Origin of the sequence: Janthinobacterium sp. GMG2, from assembly GCF_033949445.1 — a bacterium.
Taxonomy (GTDB): domain Bacteria; phylum Pseudomonadota; class Gammaproteobacteria; order Burkholderiales; family Burkholderiaceae_D; genus Janthinobacterium; species Janthinobacterium aestuarii.
On the sequence record NZ_JAXAWA010000003.1, the window covers coordinates 671,895 to 691,388 of the forward strand.

At 52.5% G+C, this 19,494-nt stretch carries 6 protein-coding genes; all 6 read left to right on the forward strand.

All coding sequences use genetic code 11. The annotated features are described in order from the left end of the window. The first annotated feature begins 285 nt into the window (after positions 1-285). The 6 genes from SKZ59_RS15115 to SKZ59_RS15140 all read left to right on the forward strand — a co-directional run bounded on the left by SKZ59_RS15115 (position 286) and on the right by SKZ59_RS15140 (position 19,217). The gene (locus SKZ59_RS15115) at positions 286-2,436 is read left to right on the forward strand and encodes an SEC-C domain-containing protein (RefSeq protein ID WP_319992191.1); all 2,151 of its coding nucleotides are present in this window, start codon (positions 286-288) and stop codon (positions 2,434-2,436) included. A 288-nt stretch (positions 2,437-2,724) separates the two neighbouring features. After that, positions 2,725-3,543, forward strand: a complete 819-nt coding sequence (locus SKZ59_RS15120) for a hypothetical protein (protein ID WP_319992192.1) — start codon at positions 2,725-2,727, stop codon at positions 3,541-3,543. 628 nt (positions 3,544-4,171) lie between these two features. Next, entirely contained in the window at positions 4,172-10,465 is a 6,294-nt protein-coding gene (locus tag SKZ59_RS15125) for a hypothetical protein (protein ID WP_319992193.1), read from the forward strand. Then, positions 10,437-11,450, forward strand: coding sequence for a hypothetical protein (locus SKZ59_RS15130; RefSeq protein WP_319992194.1), 1,014 nt, complete (start codon positions 10,437-10,439; stop codon positions 11,448-11,450). Before SKZ59_RS15125 ends, SKZ59_RS15130 begins: the two co-directional genes overlap by 29 nt. Before the next feature lie 31 nt (positions 11,451-11,481). Continuing rightward, a complete protein-coding gene (locus SKZ59_RS15135) occupies positions 11,482-12,756 on the forward strand; it encodes a hypothetical protein (RefSeq protein ID WP_319992195.1) in 1,275 nt (424 codons plus the stop codon). A 383-nt stretch (positions 12,757-13,139) separates the two neighbouring features. Further along, a complete protein-coding gene (locus SKZ59_RS15140; protein ID WP_319992196.1) occupies positions 13,140-19,217 on the forward strand; it encodes an ATP-binding protein in 6,078 nt (2,025 codons plus the stop codon). The last annotated feature ends 277 nt before the right edge of the window (positions 19,218-19,494 follow it).

The following is a 19,494-nucleotide window of genomic DNA, read 5'->3' on the forward strand; positions in this document are numbered from 1 at the left end:
CCGTAGCCGTTACAATTTGAACGCGTAACATCAACAAATGCGCTGCGGCCACTATAGACCGGAATCAGCGGTCGCTATTATCAAAATGTGCAGTTGTCGGCTGCCAGTCGCCGTTCTGCAGTTTAAGGCCACCTTGAATCGGAACCTGTAGTTCAATGGACCATGTCTGTGCGCAGACAGTCGATTGTTTGGTCACTCCGGTGCTCCTCGCAACTGGCTAATTGAAGCGGACAATCAGCGCAACGATCCTCGGAAACTACGCTTGCGAACTTAAAAGGTGGAGCCATGAAGCAACCGCGGGAAGAATCCCAAATTCTTGAGGACTTAGCCGAGCTAACTGCATCGCCTGGATACGTTCATGCGGTCGCGCACATCTCTCATCGGGACAACGTCATTCATATCAAGGGCAAATTGAAGCCGTCCGACATGGAACCGTTGTTCAGTAGAGCGCGACTTATTCGGACGGAATTGACGACGTTAATAGGCTTGATGGTAAAGAAACCGTTGGATTTTTCTCCGCAGCGGATTGAAGTGGTTGAGGACTACGTCAATCGGACTGATTCCCTCATGCGAGAGCTTCACGATGCGATGTCTTACCCGACGTTTGCCGCAATGTTCGAAGCAGTGAAGAACGGTGCTACGCCACCAGATCCGTGGCACGGATCGGGAATGCGTGAACCAATTTTCTATGGCACCGAGTCAGCTTATGCCTTCCAGTACAGGGACCTTGTGCCCGAGAAGTACGCGGCCGATGATGATTGGATGTTCAAGTCTAAAGGTTTCACCTCAGGTCAGGCGCGGACCATCGCGAAGACTATGTGCGCTTTGATGGACGAGAAGGGGACGCGACTCTTCGTGGACGCCCGAACTGCGAACGTGCCTCCCACAACTTGGCTGCCCGCATTTGAGTTTGTGCCAGATGAAGTGGCGATTCATAGCGGTGTTGTGACGGAGGTGGTCGAAGCCTTCTTCCGTGCGTTCCTCTTTGCGGGGGACAACTCGGCGTTCAAGGAAGTGGGTGACTTCAATGAAGTCGCCGCTCGGCCTCTGCTCCCTACCGACCGCGGGACTGTGCTCCTTTTCTCGCACTACGCCATATGTGAGGCCCTGTACGAGTCTCCGTTCTTTTGGATGTGGGACGACAAACCCTACCGTCAGACAGCCGCCAGGCATCGCGGCGCCTTCACCGAACAATTCGCTGCGCGCTGCCTGACCGGGGTTTTCGGCCGTGAACATGTCCATACGAATGTGAACCTGCATCGCGGCAAAGACATTGTGGGTGAAGCGGATGTTCTTGTCATCTACGGAGACCGGCTCATTATTGTGCAAGCGAAGGCGAAGAAGCTGACCATCGCAGCGCGTAAGGGGAACGATAACCAGCTAAAGGCTGACTTCGCTGCCGCCATCCAAGACTCCTACGACCAAGGCTGGACGTGCGCAAACGAGATGCTTGCCGGCGCATGTCGGCTGGTAGACGACAACGAGAAAGAAGTCGAGCTGCCACCGAGCATCAAAGAAGTTTTCTTGGTCAGTCTCGTGTCTGAACACTATCCAGCGCTGGCCTTTCAGGCAAGCCAGTCGCTGAAATTCCAGATCACCGATGTCATTCGGCCTCCGTTCGTGATGGACGTGTTCTTTCTCGACACGTTGACAGAGATGTTGGCGACGCCTTTGCGACTGTTGGGCTACGTGAAGTTGCGCGTGGCCGTCTGGGGCAAGCTGATGAGCGGGCACGAGTTGACTGTGCTCGGCTACCATCTGAAGCAGAACCTCTGGCTGGATGAGAAGTACGATAGTGTCATGCTTGAGGACTCTATCGCTCAAGACCTGGACACGGCGATGCTGGTCCGCAGGGATAACCAACCTGGCGACGCTACACCGGTGGGAATCCTCACGAAGATGCGCGGAACCCGCTTCGAAAGTCTTATCAAAGAGATCGAGGTTAGGGCGGACCCGGCCACTCTCGAGCTTGGGTTCCACTTGCTTTCGATGAACGAAGATTCGTGCAGGAGCGTCCATCACATACTGGAGACCATAGCACGGCAAACGAAAATCGACGGTAAGCGACACGATGCTACGCTCGCATCAAGCACGCACCCTGGAGGGGTGTGCTTCCATTGCAATCCAATGCCATCTCCCGAAGCGATTTCCGTGTTGGAGACCCACTGTGCCAAACGGAAGTACCAGCAACGCGCAACGCAGTGGTTTGGAGTTTCTGTGAGCCCGGCTGGAAAAGTCCAGTTTGGCGTCACGTTAGACTCCCCGTGGGAAGCCTGCGATGAAATGGAGAGACTCACAGCAGACATGAAGCCGGTATTGAAAGTGCGCGATGCTCTTCCCCAATATGTACGTGAACTCAACTGCATGAAACTCGGCCGGAACGATCTATGTTACTGCGGCAGCGGGCTCAAGTACAAGAAATGCTGTCTTCCCTAGTCCTGTGCACTTGTCTGGGTTATGCGCCGTTGCCTTACTATGCTGACCATGCATTTTGCGCCGCACGCTATAGGTAAAAGTCTACAAAAATCGGCAGCAAGTCTTGGTCCACTAGGCATACTTCGAAAGCGTTGGCGATCTTCAGATGCACTGGATTCTCGATCGAGAATCCAGTGCATAGGCTCATGTGCTTCTCCTTGGCGGGTTAGCGATATAGCATTTTCAGGCGATGTTATAAAAATATTGCGTTATGTTCCCCTATGGTTGCAATCCTTTAAAGGCGTGACAATGAACGAAAACACCCACGAGAAAAATCCAGTTGGATCGGGCAAATACCACGCCCTCGATGTTGTTAGATTGCATGGTCGGCTCTACCATGCATACCAAAATTGCGTAGGTTATCGCACTTTGAAAGCGGCTTTTGTTCCACCGGCTCTGCATTGGTATAACTATTTACTATGGATCACCACCGTAGTGCCGCCCATTATCCTCTTTACGCTACTTTATCTTGACTGGAGATTCGCATGGCTAAATCCATTCATTCAGGGAGTGGTGATGTACGTCTGTGTCCGCCCCATCGTCAATAAATGCTTAAAGATGGGCCTTCCAGAAGACTATAGTTCGGTCGGTATCACTGGGACGGGTACTGCTCAGCCGAGCTACCTTCATTCTTCCTTGCTGCGGCTCAAGTGGTTCCAGGACAAGATCTTTGCCACTGAAAAGCCGTCGAAAGCCCAAATAGAATCATGTATTTCATTTATTGAACTCATTGAAAAGGACCTGCCGCCAACAGGTGTCGCGTACTTTCGGCACCCAATTGCCTTGCTGTTGTTAGGCATAGTGGTCTATCTCGTGAATGCAAAAGTCGGATCAATGATCACACTCGCCATCATGAGCTTCGAAAGGCTTTCAATTTTGATCGGAATCTCTGTGGCTTGGACCTTTGGGATGGGGTGGTTAGTTTTCTCGTTGAAGCATGCAAGGGCAGAAACTCGCTGGATTTTCTTGCGTTATTTACGTTGGACAGCGCTTTCCATGGGCATGGAAGACGAGTCCAAGCCATTGGGTCAAGACCGCCTAAAAAGTTTGGAAAAAGTGGCCATTTAGCTGAAGTAAAAGTGACAAGAGCGGCATTGAAACGCTCCAGATTTGGAGGTGCTTCGTTGGGTGTGAGTCTGGCGACACTGCGCTGCATACCGAGCGTTCGGCCAGCACAGCTTGTTGTCTCTGTCAAGCGCGAGCAAGGTATTGTGATGGTAAAGAACGAGTCGCTGTAAGTATCCGTGAAAGGTTTGAGGAAATGAAAGCCACTGTACTCCTTGCTGATAACATGCTTGTCGCAAGATTAGCGGATGGCCACGAATTTGTGGAAGAGGATCCCATCGTGACCGCAGACCTATTGTGGGCGCATTCTGTATCCGCCGCTGAAGTAACTATGGTGGATTGGCATATCGACCCAAACGTAGCCCCGCTTACTGGGCACAAGGTAGCCATTTATGGCCGCCTACGTGACCTTGAGATGGGTAACGGGTAACCACGCCTGAGCTTAACTTGAGCGTCCTCTCGACCTGTTGAGGACGAGTTGAGATCTGCGCGCAGCGACATGCCCATTTTTAGCTTCATACCGCGCGTTGAGTTGAATAAATGATATTTGCGGACTATATTGGGTGACATTTTTTGAAACGGCACGACGTTGGTGGTCGTGCAGGTAATTTGACGTAGGTATCCGAGGCCAATGACAGCAAGCGATCGAGTAAGAGCAACCAGGGACGGAGATCAATTCCACTACTTATGGGCTGCGCAGTTGTGCCTTAAGTTGTTGCCAGAGAATGCCGAACTGGTCGCAATTTCGATTGAGGGTCCCTCGTCGCATGAGCAGCCTGCAGGTGAAGAAATTGATGCGGGTGATCAGGTTGTCGATGTGGGTGAGTATTACGGTAGTCAAAGTCTGGTAGCCGCGAAGCTCATCCGATATGTACAGTTGAAGCATTCCACTTTGCATGCGAATGAGGACTGGACTATTAGTGGACTCAAGAGCACGCTTGAGGGCTTCTCGACGCGCTTCCAAGCGCTGCTGGAAACGGCCCCTGCTTCGAATATCTTCGAGCGGCTGGAGCTGCTGTTCATTTCAAATCGACCAATTGGCATAGCTCTTCGAGAAATTATCTCCGATGCTGCTGAGTTGAGGCCGCCCCGTAATCTCAAGGGTTTTGAATTGCTCGTTCAATATACGGGACTTGATGGTCGATCCCTGGCCGACTTTTGTAGGCTGCTCAAACTCGAAGGCGGACATCTTGGGTACTTGCAGCAACGTGAGTTGCTCGTACAAGGTGTCCAGCAATATTTGCCAGGGGCTGATGTTGAAGCTCCCTTGCAGTTGAAGGAAATGGTCACGAGGAAGGCGACATCAGAGTACGCGTTGGAGCGGCAAATAACGAAGTACGACGTACTGAAGGCGCTGGGAACTAGCGGCGAAGCGCTCTTTCCTGCGAAATGTCTTATAGAGGTTCCCGCAGGAGTAGTTGTACGAATTCAGGAGTCGGAATTAGTTCAGAAAATTCTCAGTCATGGCGAGGGGCCCACCGTGATTCAAGCGGACGGTGGTGTTGGAAAATCTATCTTAGCAATGCGCTTGTTGGATCATTTTCCTGAGGGCTCACGTGCTGTCGTTTACGACTGCTTTGGAAATGGCGAGTATCGGTCACCAAGTGGATACCGGCACAGGCATAAGGACGCCCTAGTTCAAGTCGCCAATGAATTGGCGAGCGCATCGCTTTGCGATGTGCTGATTCCGAGCGCGCACGCGGACCCGGCCGCGTACAGCAAGGCGTTTTTGGCGAGACTTTCGCAGGCCGTACAGGTCATGCGATCGAAGCATGATGAGGCTCTACTTTGCGTCATCATTGATGCTGCAGACAATGCGGAAATGGCGGCGCGTGAAAGCGGCGATGGAAAGTCCTTTGCTCGCGACTTGCTTCGCGAGCGGATGCCGGATGGGGTCCGCCTGGTGCTCTTGAGCAGACCCTATCGAGTGGAGATGCTGTCTCCGCCACCTAACTTTCAGTTGCTCGACCTCGCGACGTTCACCAATTTGGAAACAGCGGCGAATCTACGGAGTGTTTTTCCCAAGGCAAATGACCACGACGTTGAGGAATTTCACAGACTGAGTTCACAAAATCCTCGGGTACAAGCTGCGGCGCTTGCCAGTCGCACGGAGCTTCCAGAAATATTAAGGTCCTTAGGCCCGAATCCAACTAGCGTTGACGACATGATTGGCGCGTTGTTGGTCGCGGCGATGTCAAAGGTAAAAGATGACGCTGGTGAGTTGGGGCAGCACCAAGTTGACCGAATCGCGCGGGCGATGGCTGTCCTGCGTCCATTGATCCCACTCGACGTTATCGCAAAATTGGCAGAGGTTTCGGAGTCAACGGTGCGCAGTTTTGTAACAGATCTTGGGCGCCCACTATTGCTGAAAGGGGATTTACTTCAATTCCGAGATGAACCTACTGAGAGCTGGTTTCGTGAGCGTTATCGACCCGTTGGAACTTCATTAACGCAATACTTGCACACATTGATGCCGCTGGCTGATCGAAGCGTTTATGTGGCTGCTGTACTTCCTCAACTAATGTTCGAGGCAGGGGAAGTCGATGCACTGGTTCAACTGGCGCTTTCCTCAAATGGATTGCCAATAGGGAATCCAATCGAGCGGCGCGATCTTGAAATGCAACGCCTCCAATTTGCATTGAAAGCTTGCCTTCGCACGAAGCGGTTCACCGACGCAACGAAGATCGCTTTGAAGGCGGGCGGTGAGTCCGCCGCCGACAACCGACAGCAAACTCTGATTCAGGTAAACACCGACTTGGCAGCGAGATTCGTCAGCGCAGATCGAATGTTGGAATTGGTATCGCGAAGAGCATTTAGCGAGAAATGGACAGGTGCCCATTACGCTTATGAAGCCTGCTTTCTTTCCGGCCGGCGCGAACTTCACGCTGATGCGAGAAGTCGCTTGCGCGTAGCGCATGAGTGGTTGAACTATTGGATGAGCCAACCCAAGAAGGAGCGCAAAGCTATCACGATTGAAGATGGGTTCGTTGCCGAGCTCGCGCTCGCACAGTTCAATATTCACGGACCTAAAAAGTGCATCCAGGAGCTATCAAGATGGCAGCCTCGCAGCGTCGCTTTCCGTGCTGGAGGCTTGGTTGCGAAACGTCTTGCTGATCAAGGGAGATTCTCAGATCTATATGAATTGGCAGGGAGGGCAGAATGCGATTCGATGCTTAACTTTGCTGTTGTCAGCGTCCTTTTCGAATCGCACCGGCTTCCACCGCCTAGTTCGATTCGACACGCTATCCGGATAAGTCGACGATCGTACTTGAAGTATCGGGAATCGGACGGTTTTCGTCAAAATTCTGCGGCTGAAGATGCCGCCGTAGCGCTTGCAATTACGGGCTATCGTCATGATCCTGAATCTGCAGATGTTCTTTGCGCGATCCTGAGGAAAACTTGTCCCGTCGCGCCAACGTACGGCGTTACTTCTCGTTATGGCGGTCAACGCTTGAGTTTGTTGCGCGGCTATGCTGTTCTTGAGCAGTTTGAGCAGAAACCCATTCCTCTGCTTGATCTGGCTCCATCACGGCTTCGTAAAGAAATTGAAGGCGGGGCCAAGAAGGAGTCGTCGCAAAGTGTGCGAGAGTTCTACGAAGAGGTAGGCTCACTTTGGCCATGGTGCCAGCTCTGGGCCAAGGTGCGTCTCGGAAATATATCCAACGAGACCCTTGAAATTGAGATTCGACAAGCGCTGGACCTTTCCCGTAAAGCAGAAGGGACAAGCTATCGTGAATACTTGCCAGTGGTTGACGAGATCGCGCTTTGTTGGAGCGATATTTTGGTGGCAAATGCGGCTGGACCCAACTTTTGGGATGAGTTTGGATCCTGGAAGTCGTCCCTCCGCCAACGGATCGGAACACAAACGCAAACGAAAATTGTATGGCTCGCTGCGCGGAATGAAGGCTCCGTCGCATATGCACTCGAACAAGCCCCGAAGATATTTCACGAACTAGTGAGCGAGCGCGCAGATGCAGCGGCCTCCGCTGAAGCCTTTTCGTTATTGGCGCGAGCAATATTGTCGGTTAGCGAGGACGAAGCAAACGAATATTTCAAGACCAGCATCGAAGCTGCGGGCAAAATTGGTGATGAAAATGTAGTTAGATGGGAGGCGCTTTCTACTCTAGCTTGTGCAGCGAAAGACCTGAGCAGGCCGAGGCCAGAGCTAGCCTATCAATTTTCGCGAGGCGCTGAGCTCATCTACGATCATGTCGATCGTGATAAGCATTTTAACTGGCAGCGTACTGCTGAAAGTCTCTTTGGACTTTGCGTGACATCCGGTGTGACTATACTTAGTCGATGGCGAGACCGGCATTTTGGGGAACGGACGCGATTGCTAGCAATTCACGTGCATTGGTTGCTTAGCCAGGGGAAGCTCAATCCGTGGATGGCGCTTGCCATAACAGACTTCCAAAGCGAATGGAAGTATGCCGAACTGCTGGCTGCCATATTGAATATACTCACGCCAAGTCTACAGAAGAGAATGGCGACTCAATTTCTCTATGACCGTATGAGGCTTGAACGGAGGTCGAAAAGTGAATGGGTTCAGTTCAAGGAGATAGCACAAAGTCACGGGATCATTCTTTCCCAAATTGAGGACTTAATCACCGAGAGTGCACATCGGGAGGGGAGTCGGAAAATTTCTGGCGCCGATACTGACTCCACTTCGACTTCTCGCGACCAGAAAATCGACTGGGAGATACCGTTCAACGGCCTACGGATCGATAATGCGGAGCACATTGCGGAAGCCTACCTCCGTTACCGTGGCCTGGAGAACAGCCACGACTTGGACGCATTCTTTCGCGAGGCGATCATTCGTGTACCTCTAGGGCGGGAAAGCGATTTCGTTCGTGCGCTTTCCATGGGGGTGGGGCTTTCGAAGTACAAGATCAGTAGCGCGTTGAATCAAGTCCCTTCCACTTGGCTTGCTCGGGTAGCGGTAAAGGCGGCGATCAAAGAATTGTTGGAACAGACTATTCGGCAAAATTGGGCATCTTTCTTTCCTGATGAGTATTTCAATTATCTCTCGTTTGACCGAATTTTCAGCCTTTGCGGCATGACCAAGGCAGAAGTTGTAGAAATATTGATTGATGCGATTAGTGTTTCCACTACAGCTCTTGATGCAGGTGAATTATTTCGATTGGTGAGCTTCCTCGCGCTTCGGCTCGATGTAGAGTCTGCCGAAAATGTGCTTTCTTTCGGCTTGACCTTGCTTGAGACCGAAATGCGGGAGAGCGATGGCGATGGCAAGTGGTCCATAGCACTACTTCCCCCAGATTCGCTTGAAAAGGCGTTCGCTGGTTACGTCTGGGCGGCTCTAGCTGCACCTGAGGCCGCCCAACGCTGGGAGGCTGCCCATGTAGTTCGATCGATGTGCCAATTCGGATGCAGTGAAGTGATTGATGAACTTCTTGCACTGAGCAGTAGTGGAATTGGCGTCCCTTTCACTGACAGTAGGCTATATTTCTATCGTCTTCATGCGCTGTTGTGGCTGTACATCGCATTGGACCGATCATCCCTTGATCACGTCGAGGTACTTGTTCCATATCTGGGTAGGTTTGTCGAGGTCGCTCTTCATGGCGAGCCGCATGTTCTTATTCGCCAGTTTGCCGCGCGTGCAGCACTACGCGTAAGCATTGGCGCTTCTAGTGATCTCGGGGCACCCGTGCAGAGTGCACTCCGGGATATTAACCAGTCTAAGCAAGCCGTGGTTGTATCTAATTTTCACGATCGGCGCAGGGCGAATTCCAAAGCGAAAAAATCGGGAGACGTAGAGAAAAGATTTATGCTTGGATACGAATTTAAGAAGTATGAGCCTACGAATCTTGGCGAGCACTTCGCTATGAACGAAACCGAGACGATTTCGATGATTGAGGACGTCATTTGGGATGACTGGGGCCTGACTGAAAATGGTCATTGGGACCGGGATGAACGTGGTAAGCGCAAGTTTTTTGAGCGACGAAATGGATACTACCGTGGCGACGGCGGACACAGCGACAATCTAAGCTATTATTTGTCGTTCCACGCACTGATGACAGTCGCGGGTAAGCTTCTCGATACTAGATCGTTGCACGTTGACGAAGAGAACGAATTGCGCAATTTCGAAGGCTGGCTGACTAATCATTCGCTAACACGACGGGATGGTTTTTGGCTATCGGACCGGCGCGACCCCTTGCCTGTTGCCTCGCCATTATTGGATAGTGCCATTGACGAAGACGGATGGGCATGGAGTGTTCAGCGGAAGGATTTCAGAACACACTTCACCAAGGTGGATGGTGAACTAAATGTCTTTGGTGGTTGGACAACTAGCGACGGCAGGCGTGAAGAGTCTGTTCGAGTTCGCTCTGCGTTGGTAAGTACGGAACGTGCAACTTCGTTGATGCGAATGCTACAAACCTCAAAATCCCCGTATTCCCATCATATTCCCCAGTTCGGAGAGGACTCGGAAGAGGATGACGGTGAATTCAAGCTGAAGGGCTGGGTTGTGGGTCAGCAGATAGAAAAAAGCCTAGATCGTTATGACCCCTGGTCCGGTGATCTTGAATATCCCGCATTGTCCCCAGCGCCATATATTGTCGAACTGCTGGGCCTAACCTCGGATACTGAGCAACGTTCGTGGCGTGTGCGCTCTGATCATACTTCGGAAGTACTACTGCGATGCGAAATATGGGCCACTTGGAACGATGCGGATGAGGACCGCGATATCGGTCCGACGGACGAGGGAAAAATTCTTCGAACGTCCATCACCGCCATGCAGGAAATTTTGCGCGCGACAAGTATGAGTTTGGTTGTTGAAGTTCGTATTGAGCGACGAATAAAGAAATATCGCTATGAACGAGATAGCGATGAGTCGTTTCATCGCAGCTATCCCTACACCGGAGTAATGATATTTCACCATGACGGAACTATCGAATCATATGTTTAAGGTGCTGGCCTTAGGTAAGCGCCTTGTCTCGGAACTTGATCTTGAGGATGCCGGCGACACCCTTGGCTGCTGGATGGCACATCATATTGCAGCCGAAATCGCTGCTGTAGAGGAAGCCGAGCCGCACGAGTTGGTTGACCGGTTTACATCTTGCAGGGGCGCGATCCTTGAACTTTGGCGGTATCGCCATGTTTTTCCAGAGGGGAAGCGCCCTTTTGAGAACCTTGAACCACTACTGATGCTAATGAGAAGGATTGATCCAGAAAATCCTACTCCGCTTTACTTCCGGCACGAGCGAGAACTTCTGGACAAAGAACAGAGCAATGAAGTAGCAAAGGATTGGCTGAGTCTCGCCGCTGGATTGGACAGGGCTGCCCGCCCGCTATTAGGGTATTGCTTGGCAATGGCCGCAGAGACAATGCTGCCAGAAACCGAGGAGTGGTTAAAACTGATTACTGATTTGAAAGACCAAGATGAGCCATCAATTGCTTTTCTGAGAGTCTTGACGAGGAATATTTCGAACTCGGGGATGCCACTTACGTCTGTTGACCTTGATGATTCTCATAACGATTACCTGAAGGCAAAACTGGAAAATCTGTCGACATTTGATGCACTCTCTCGCACCTTGCGAACGCGCTTATGTGAACAGCAGCGCGGACTGAGTGCATCTAAAACAGATGTGACGTTGCCGCTAGAGTCGCAATTTGGCGCCCTAGCTGCATCGCTCGATGCATTCTCAGCGATCGTAGCTACGATCGATTTTCCAAATCTTGATAAGGATGATCTCCTCGAGTTGTTAGCCGAAAGCCGAGCTGAGCTTACGAAAAGCAAGCCCAACACCATGAAGCTAAGTTCTTTTCTCGTTGCTATTAAGGTGGGGACGAATTCTATTTCCAGCCTTGGAGCCCATCTCGAAGCCTTGAAATTTTCTGCGAATTCGAGCGGTATATCGATTCTTCAGACGATAGAGTCGGGGACCGATTGATCTTGTTACATTGCCAGTTTTTGAGAAACAGATGAACCTCCGTGAACTCTCTCTTCCTGCCCCGTCCTCATCAATCGAGTTTGAGAGGCTGTGTCTCGCCTTGTATCAAGACGTCTGGGATGATCACAACGCGCAACTCAATGGTGTCTCTGGGCAATCGCAGTTTGGTGTCGATTTTTTCGGGAGATATTCGGGAACCGGTGAGCTGTACGGTGTTCAGTGCAAAGTACGGGCTGGAGCTTCATCTCGCGTTGCTCTATCAGAAATCGAGAGGGAAGTTAAAAGGGCGGAGGAGTTTGAGCCTCGGCTAAAGCATTTCATTTTTGCGACCACGGCTCGTCGCGACGGACACTTGCAGACGAGAGTTCGATTGTTATCGGAACGTCGGCTGGCGCAAGGAGAATTTTCGGTACATGTAGTTGCGTGGGAGGACCTTCTTCTAATGCTAGATCGGCATCCAAAGGTCGCTCAGCATTTTTTTCCGTTTTTTAGATTAGATGCTCAATCGGCAAAGCATGCACTCATGACTGAGCAATTCGCACCCAAGGAGTTCCGAGAGGAGAGCGTTGGAACGTTATCGCGTCGTCTTCAGCATGTCATGGCGCTATTCAAAGCAGGTCAGCGATATGACTTTCTATCGGTTTCGCGGGTGGCGGAAATACTTGGCGCAGAACGCATAACGGATGTTTCGAATTTTTTCGGTGGATTGAGTGAGCCGCCGATCACATTCATGCGAACGTTTGCTGAGCGCTTCGGCGTAAATCCAGAGTGGCTCATACATGGTGAACAAGAGGTCTTCTTCTGCCCTGAGCCAGTCGCATTGAGTCCGTTGGATGCACTGCAGTTCTTAGAGTCGACCTCCCCAGAATTCATATTCATAGTTGGCTCTCAATCCGAGTATGGTGAATGCACAATCGTAGTTGGGCTTGATGAATGGAAGTACATCACGATAAACGGCGTTTGGCACGTAAGCTCACATGTGGGCGCATCTGGACTATCGCAGCTCGTCGACCTATATGATCTTTTTGTGAGAATGCTGGAAATGAAGATGCCTTGCCGGGGACTTCTCATCGAACCTGATGTATTTGACCAACTGATAAATGGTGAGATCTACCCCGGATCCTTACTAACGCGACACATTGGACACGGAGACTGGTGGGTTGCGTTGCTCGATGTTGATCAAAACAGTTCTGACGCACAGTTCTATGGGCAGTGGTACGGTCCATCGTTTCTAGCTGCCCAAAGGGTTTTACGTGATTGTCTTGGTCCGCAGTTGAGGAATAATCGGTGGAATAAGAGTGGCTAAATGGAAGCGCGCTTCCTTGGGGGAATGTCGCGCTCTGCTGTGGGTGAAATGCCTTGTGGAACGGTAGAGCCCACCTTGGGTGGCTCCTAGGTAACCCTTATCGTCCACCTCCTTCCAGTCTTATTCCACGTATTGCGCTCGTGCACCCAATATCAGATATATTGGACGAAGGGTTTTGATTGGCTGGAAGAAGCTTTCAGCAACAGCGTTATCATGGCAGTTCCCACGCCGCCTCATGCTTTGCTACAGATTGTGGGCATTTTCGAACAATAGAATTGGAGTTCCCCATTCCTTCCAAGCGTGCTTCTTCCTCCTCCGCGAACAATGGCAGTTCGAATATTGGCAGCTTGGGCGTAGCGCACCGCGGGTACGCATATCAGGACTTGGTCACTGCCTACCTGTTGATGGTCAGTCTGGTGCATGGCAAGCAGTCAGTAGTCGTGGACAAGAAAATTGTCGCGGATGATCGATTCGACGATGTTGAAGTCAACGTGGCGGGGTGCAGAGTCCGCAGACAGATCAAGTCCAGCGACAATGCAAACCGACACCTCTCCTTTTCGGACTTCAGTAGCAACGCCGTCTCACTGCGCATTGACCGGTTGGTAGCCACATTCCTGGCTGAAGGAGCTGGTCACGCGAACGAATATAGACTTTGCGCTACATGGAGCGCACCCGAAGTGTCTGACAAGATTGTGCCGTTGCTCGTACCGGCGAATGCGCCTGATTCGTTTCCCGGATACCCAACGTCAAAGTTTCAATTGGATATCGACCGTGTTTGGCCGCTTGGTTCGACTCCGGTGTTCCCATCTCTTACTGCGACGCAATCAGGTGCGGCAGGCAACACACGGGAAGAGGTTCGCCGTTTTTGCGAATGTTTCGTCATTGAGATCGCGCTTCCTACTGCCACTCTCGACCTTGAACGTCCGGGTCCGATGGAAGTTCTGCTGCTCAATATCCTTACCAAACAGATTGGAATTGGTCGATATCCGAACGATGAGAGAAGGCTAGAAGACGTTGCCGCTCTCGCGATTAACATTGCTGCGACTTCTCGGGTGTTCGGGGCGACCCTTACACCTTCGGAAACGGCCAGGCGCCTATCCTTGAGAACCGATTTCGGCCGGGTAGCACAGGCGTTTCCCTTGGACCGTGCGGTCTTACAAGAACGACTACCACTACGGGCGAAATTGCAAGGCGCAATCGCTGGGGGCGGCGTACATCTGGTCCTCGCCGGTCCCGGAGCGGGCAAGTCATGGGTGCTGACTCAATTAGCCGAGGATCTCGACCGGCAAGGCCTCCTGGTCGCGCGTCACTATTGCTTCCTTGAACCCGGTGACGATCAGGTGGAGCATCGCGTCACGACAAACGTTTTCTTTGGAAACCTGCTTGGCGAGCTTAGCGACGCCTTGCGGGCACGGTCACTTTCATTTCCCCAGCTCTTCTCGGCCGGCATACAAGAACTGGAAGAATTCTTCCGCCAAGTTGAAGTGAGTGGCAACAGTGTGGTTCTCATCGTCGACGGCTTGGATCACATCGCGCGCGTTGTAGGCGCGTCCCCGAGTCTTTGCGAGAACGAGGCTGACATCATCGAGCAGCTGGCTACGTTGAGGCTTCCAGATGCGATCACGTTGGTGATTGGCTCGCAACCGGGGCCACACCTCGATCCGCTGCGCGATGCATTCAAGCACCGTGTCGTGGAGCACTCGATTGAGACGTGGTCCGCGGAGGAAGTAACGTCGTTTGGCTGCAAGCTCGGCGTCCACGATGCGCTCACGGATGCTGGAATAGTTGATGATGTCCGCCGCAACGATATTTTCTTTATTCTGGCAATGCGATCGGAGGGCAATCCGTTGTACGCGAGGTATCTTTGCCGCGGCTTGGTCGATGGCTTGCTCTCCGCAGATATTGTCGATCCAGGTGCTTGGCTTACTTCGGCGCCTGAGATCAACGGCGACATCGCCCTATACTACCAATACTTATATAGCCGTTCGAGCATCGAGGCTCAGGCGATAGCAGATGTGTTTGGTGTTTTGGATTTTTCGGTGTCCGAGGCCGATCTGCGCGAGATTGTGGGCTCGCTGCTCGAGGACTGGGTACCAGGCGCATTAGCTGCTCTGTCTCCGATTCTGAGTGTAGCCACTGGTCAAAACGGGTACCGCATATTTCACGAGAGTTTTCGGCGATTTATGCTGCAAGGGCTCCAATCGAAGGGGCGTAACCTGGCAAAGGTATTGGAGCCAGTGATCGCTTGGCTTTCAGCGAAGGGAGTCTATGCCGATGCAAGGTGCTATCGCTTCTTGTTCGCGGCTCTGCGGCGCGCCGGCAAGGACGCGGAAATTCTGCGGATCGTCTCGACATGCTTTGCTCACAAAAGTGTCCTGCATGGGCATCCAATCGATGCGATCGAGCGCAATCTTGAAATTGCCAGTGACGTTGCCGCAAGAGCGCTCGACTGGCCCGCCTTGCTACGCTTTGCCGAGCTTACCCGTGCCGTGAACTCTTGCTTTGACTACGGCACTAACGACTGGCAGGAATACTGGCAGACGTATTTGCTAATTCATGGACCGGAAGCCCTCGCGGAGCGGCTTTTGTTCGATGGTCGCCCTACGATCGCCAGGGACGAAGGGCTGAAGGCGTGTGCATTGGTTGACCGCGCGGGAGCGGCTGCTCCTTGGCGAGAGTACCTTGCCTTGCCCATTCCTGATTCAGATGACACGCATAGGCATGACGTCGATCCCGGCGCCGGTTTAACGGACGAAAACGAATTAAGTCTCGCCGCAATTCTTGGCCGGCTGCGCATAGGGCAAGGGTTTCGAATTGTCCGCCGTGTATACACTCACCTTTGTGAGATCGGGACGGACGTGCCTTTTCTATTTGTCAGGCGCCTGGCAACGCTCCTTGCCGAGGAGATATCCACATCGATCGTTGAAGCAATCGTAGCGCGGGTCGAGACAACAACACCGGCACGATATTCGATCTCGCGACCAGTCGCATGTGCCCTGCTGCTTGGCCTTGCTGATGCAGCGATCAATGCCGAAAACCTGCCCGGAGCGCAACAGTATGCCACGCACGCATTACTTCAAGCCGAGTCGCCGGAAGAGGCGGTCTGGTGTATTGAGAGAGGTGCCGCGCCACATTACGCGAACGGCATCGCAGGCACCATAACAGAGCCTGAGGTCGGCTTGGGTGGAACGAACCATGTGCTCAGTGCACCTGAGGTTAGGCGCTGGGTTGCGCAAGTAAGGTTACTTTCGTTTTCTTCATCTGGTTCTGCATGGCTGGCGAGCCAAGCGGGCCGCTTGCGTGGAGCTGGTTGGTACCGGTGCTGGCTGCGTTACGTCATCGCACTTGCGCAAGCTGAAACCCTGGCGACGAATAGTCTGCCATATGACATCGATGGGGCATTTTCCGAGTTGATCAAGGACACTCGACCATTTGAAGGGACGCCGCGCGCTTGCGACCTGTATTCGATTCAGAGAGTTATTCAGGAAAGTCTTGAGCGTGGACTACGCCTCACCCGCACCAAGGACGAATTCAAAAACGCAATCGCATGCATTTCGGATGCCAGGAAAGGAACCGCAACGACGCTTGACAGGGAAGACGGGGGACCCATTTCGCACTACACGTTCCTGATGCTGCTGGTCGCACACGCTCCCACTTTGGCAGTGGCGGATGCTGTGGTCGTTGCAATGGAAGATCACTTGGCGGAAGCGGAGGACAGAGGGACCTATTACGGTACCCACGCAGAATTTCGGATGCAAATGGCCAGACTGCACGCCTGTATGGGACAAAAGGACCGTGCTTTGGAGCACTGGCATCAAGCTGGAACGTTCCTGCTCGGTTATGGATTTCACAAGGACATTACACTCTTCGATGCTATTGATAGTGTACCGGTGCTGTCGAAGTACAGCACCAATGAAGCTCTGGATGCACTGACGGCCCTGGAACCGTTGCTAAGTTCTGTACTCCTTCACACCGATGGAAGAGAAACAAAGAACGCGCCAAGCGCTTGGTTTCGTTCGCTGATCAAGGTTGATCCGATACGTTCAATCGAGCTTCTCTGCCGTGACTACATGGCCAGTCCCGATGTCCCTTACTGGCGAGCAGAACAGGCAATGAAAGACATCCTTTGCCATCCTCTTGACTCGGCTAATCCGCTCCTGGTCGATGCATTATGGGAGACGATTCTGTTTGATATCGCCTACGAGAATGATGGCAAGGACATGAGTGAAGAGCGCCTCGCTCCCTTGGTGCGCATACTCATCAATGATCCAAAATATGGCCAAGAGCGTTTTACACGACTTTGCGCCGAAGCGTTCGACGACCCTTGCCAGCATCGAGAGGGCGCTTTGCTCCCCCTATACGTTTTCGCTCTCAACAACGGGCTAGTGTGGACTGGTCCAAGCAAGCCACTGCACGGTGGACAAAGCAAAAAGCACTCAGGCGCTGCGCCGTCGCTGCAAAAGCGCCTGTCTGAGTTCACACGGTCGACTGCGTTTCCACCTTCGACACGCCTTGTCGACATCTTGACCTACCTGCGCAGCTTCTCTGAACGCGAGGCAACGATCGATGAGCCGTTTTCTTCTATTGCGGCGCCAATGAGCTATGCGATGAGCGAAATGGTTGATAGGGGCCAGGAAGACCAGGCCGTGCGCCTGCTGTATTTTCTGGTGCACGAGACACCTTCTTTCTCGTTCCAGCGTACCCACCCAATTGCGCATCTTGCAAAGTGCCTAGATGCGGCCGGGCACTTCGATTTGGCGACCGTGGCTTATACGCTCGCTTTCACCAGTTCCCGCGGTGGAGGGGGATGGCTCAACTTCGGTGACCGCAATCACACAGAACTTTTACGGCGGGCCATTGAACTTGACAAAGAAAAGGCCTTTGCAACGCTCGCCAATGAAACGGCGCGTAAGGTACGCTCTGGCGGACACAATGGCATTGCCAAGCATCTCGTCGAGCAAATTGCCAGTTGGGGCGATTTTGAAGTTGCGGCCTCTGCCTGGAAAGAGGCTTTTGCTGTTATCGAAACCAGGCTGCCCCTTCCGCGCGCGCGTACAGTCTTTGAGCCGCTCGACGCCAAGGAGGTCGTCAATTGGTCCGTTAATGAAGCGCTCGCAACACTACTCCTGGTGCGAACCGCTTCCCCAGCGCTGCCAAGACGCATCGCTGCAATTTCAGGATTCTCACGTCTCTTAAATGCGCATGCTCACGTATTCCGAAAGCCGGTCCTATGGATGCTGTCCAGGGACAGCACTGTATCGACAGTTCAGACGATCCTGCAGGTACTCCTAGAATCACCTGCAAACGTTGACGCAATTCTACAAGCCAGTGAAGACCTGTTACGCGGCTATGCCAACTCAACTTCGTGGACCCTGTCGATGTTGGCAGAGCAGTTGCTTGCTCGACTCGGTCACCCCTTGGCGGTCACCAGAAAAGGCGGTGTTTCCGCCTCGACGCCAAGTTCTCATCGGGGAAAGATGCTGGCCGTGTACGGCGACGTCCCGCGGCTGTTGCCAAAGCTTAGCAAACTGTGGCCGGACCTCTTTGAATTTGTTGCAAGGAGGATGCAGCACGTCGGTGCGGCTGACAATGAGACCTTCAAGCATCATATGAGGGAGCGGTTGGAGTTGGCGAATGGCCGGCATCGTAAAGTCAATCCACCTGCCCTGGTTCTACCATGGTCGAGCGAATTGCTCATATCGGTTTTGGACGAAACGATGATGGCCTTTCCCGAACATCTATGGACGAGTGGGCAGTGGGACAAGGAAGTAGTGGAATTCATGTTTCACGCAATGCTCTCAGATATACAGCTGCATACGGCGCTCGCTTTGAGCCGGATTGCGCGACCAGCGTGGCGTTCCGCCGTTGACGGCGTAAATCAGGTCGTTTCACCCGTTACTGTGCCCACAGATGATCCTTTTTTTGGGGGCTGGGTCAGATTGGCAATGGAGGAGGTATGCCATTTCCAATCTGATGGCGACAAATACGAACCGGCCGATCGGTGCGCAACCTTCCGGTCTGGGGTTGTTGTCGCCGACTTCGCTGGAACGGTGCCTACCAATGCCAGTCCTTTTAGGGGCGGGTACCCGGATGATTGGTGGGATGTAGCGGATGCAGCCGAAGTCCTTGCTGACTCACGAGGCGCGCAGCTGGTTAAAGAATATGTCTGCATTGATTGGTTGGGTGCTCCTATTCTTCTCATTCCGCCACTGATACTGCAGCATCGCGGGAAATTGATTCCTGCGTCGCAAGGGGCACCGCTTTGTTGGAATGATAAATTTGGCAAGCCGGCGGTAGTCCTTCGCACCTGGCGTGTCCGTGGCGACGCCTCTGACATTGAATGGCACTCGGTATGCGGCAGTGATCTGTTGGTCCGACCAGACATGTATGACGTGCTAATGCGGGCGTGCGACGGACGACTCAAGGAAATTCAAACATTTGAAGTTAGCGACGCCCGATAGCAGCGGTTTCTGAGCCATGAAATCTAGCGCCGATCCTGCCGACAAGGTTTCATTCATGTTACCGTCACCTCGACCAATTGACAAAACTGATTACTTGGAGCATATGGACTATTTTCGCGAACCTGTCTTTCTCGATCCGTTCATCTCAATTCAGATTACAAGAAGCAGGTGCGGAGTAGTTTCGATAGGTAGAGACTGCTAAAAAAATACGCAATCTGAATAATCCCGACTTATCTGGGATTTCGCTGAATAATCCCGACTTATCTGAGATTCAGTC

Excerpts from the sequence above, each read along its gene's own strand:
- SKZ59_RS15135 (WP_319992195.1), top strand. The coding sequence starts at position 11,482 with ATGAACCTCCGTGAACTCTCTCTTCCTGCCCCGTCCTCATCAATCGAG.
- SKZ59_RS15130 (WP_319992194.1), top strand. The coding sequence starts at position 10,437 with ATGACGGAACTATCGAATCATATGTTTAAGGTGCTGGCCTTAGGTAAG.
- SKZ59_RS15120 (WP_319992192.1), top strand. The coding sequence starts at position 2,725 with ATGAACGAAAACACCCACGAGAAAAATCCAGTTGGATCGGGCAAATAC.
- SKZ59_RS15125 (WP_319992193.1), top strand. The coding sequence starts at position 4,172 with ATGACAGCAAGCGATCGAGTAAGAGCAACCAGGGACGGAGATCAATTC.
- SKZ59_RS15115 (WP_319992191.1), top strand. The coding sequence starts at position 286 with ATGAAGCAACCGCGGGAAGAATCCCAAATTCTTGAGGACTTAGCCGAG.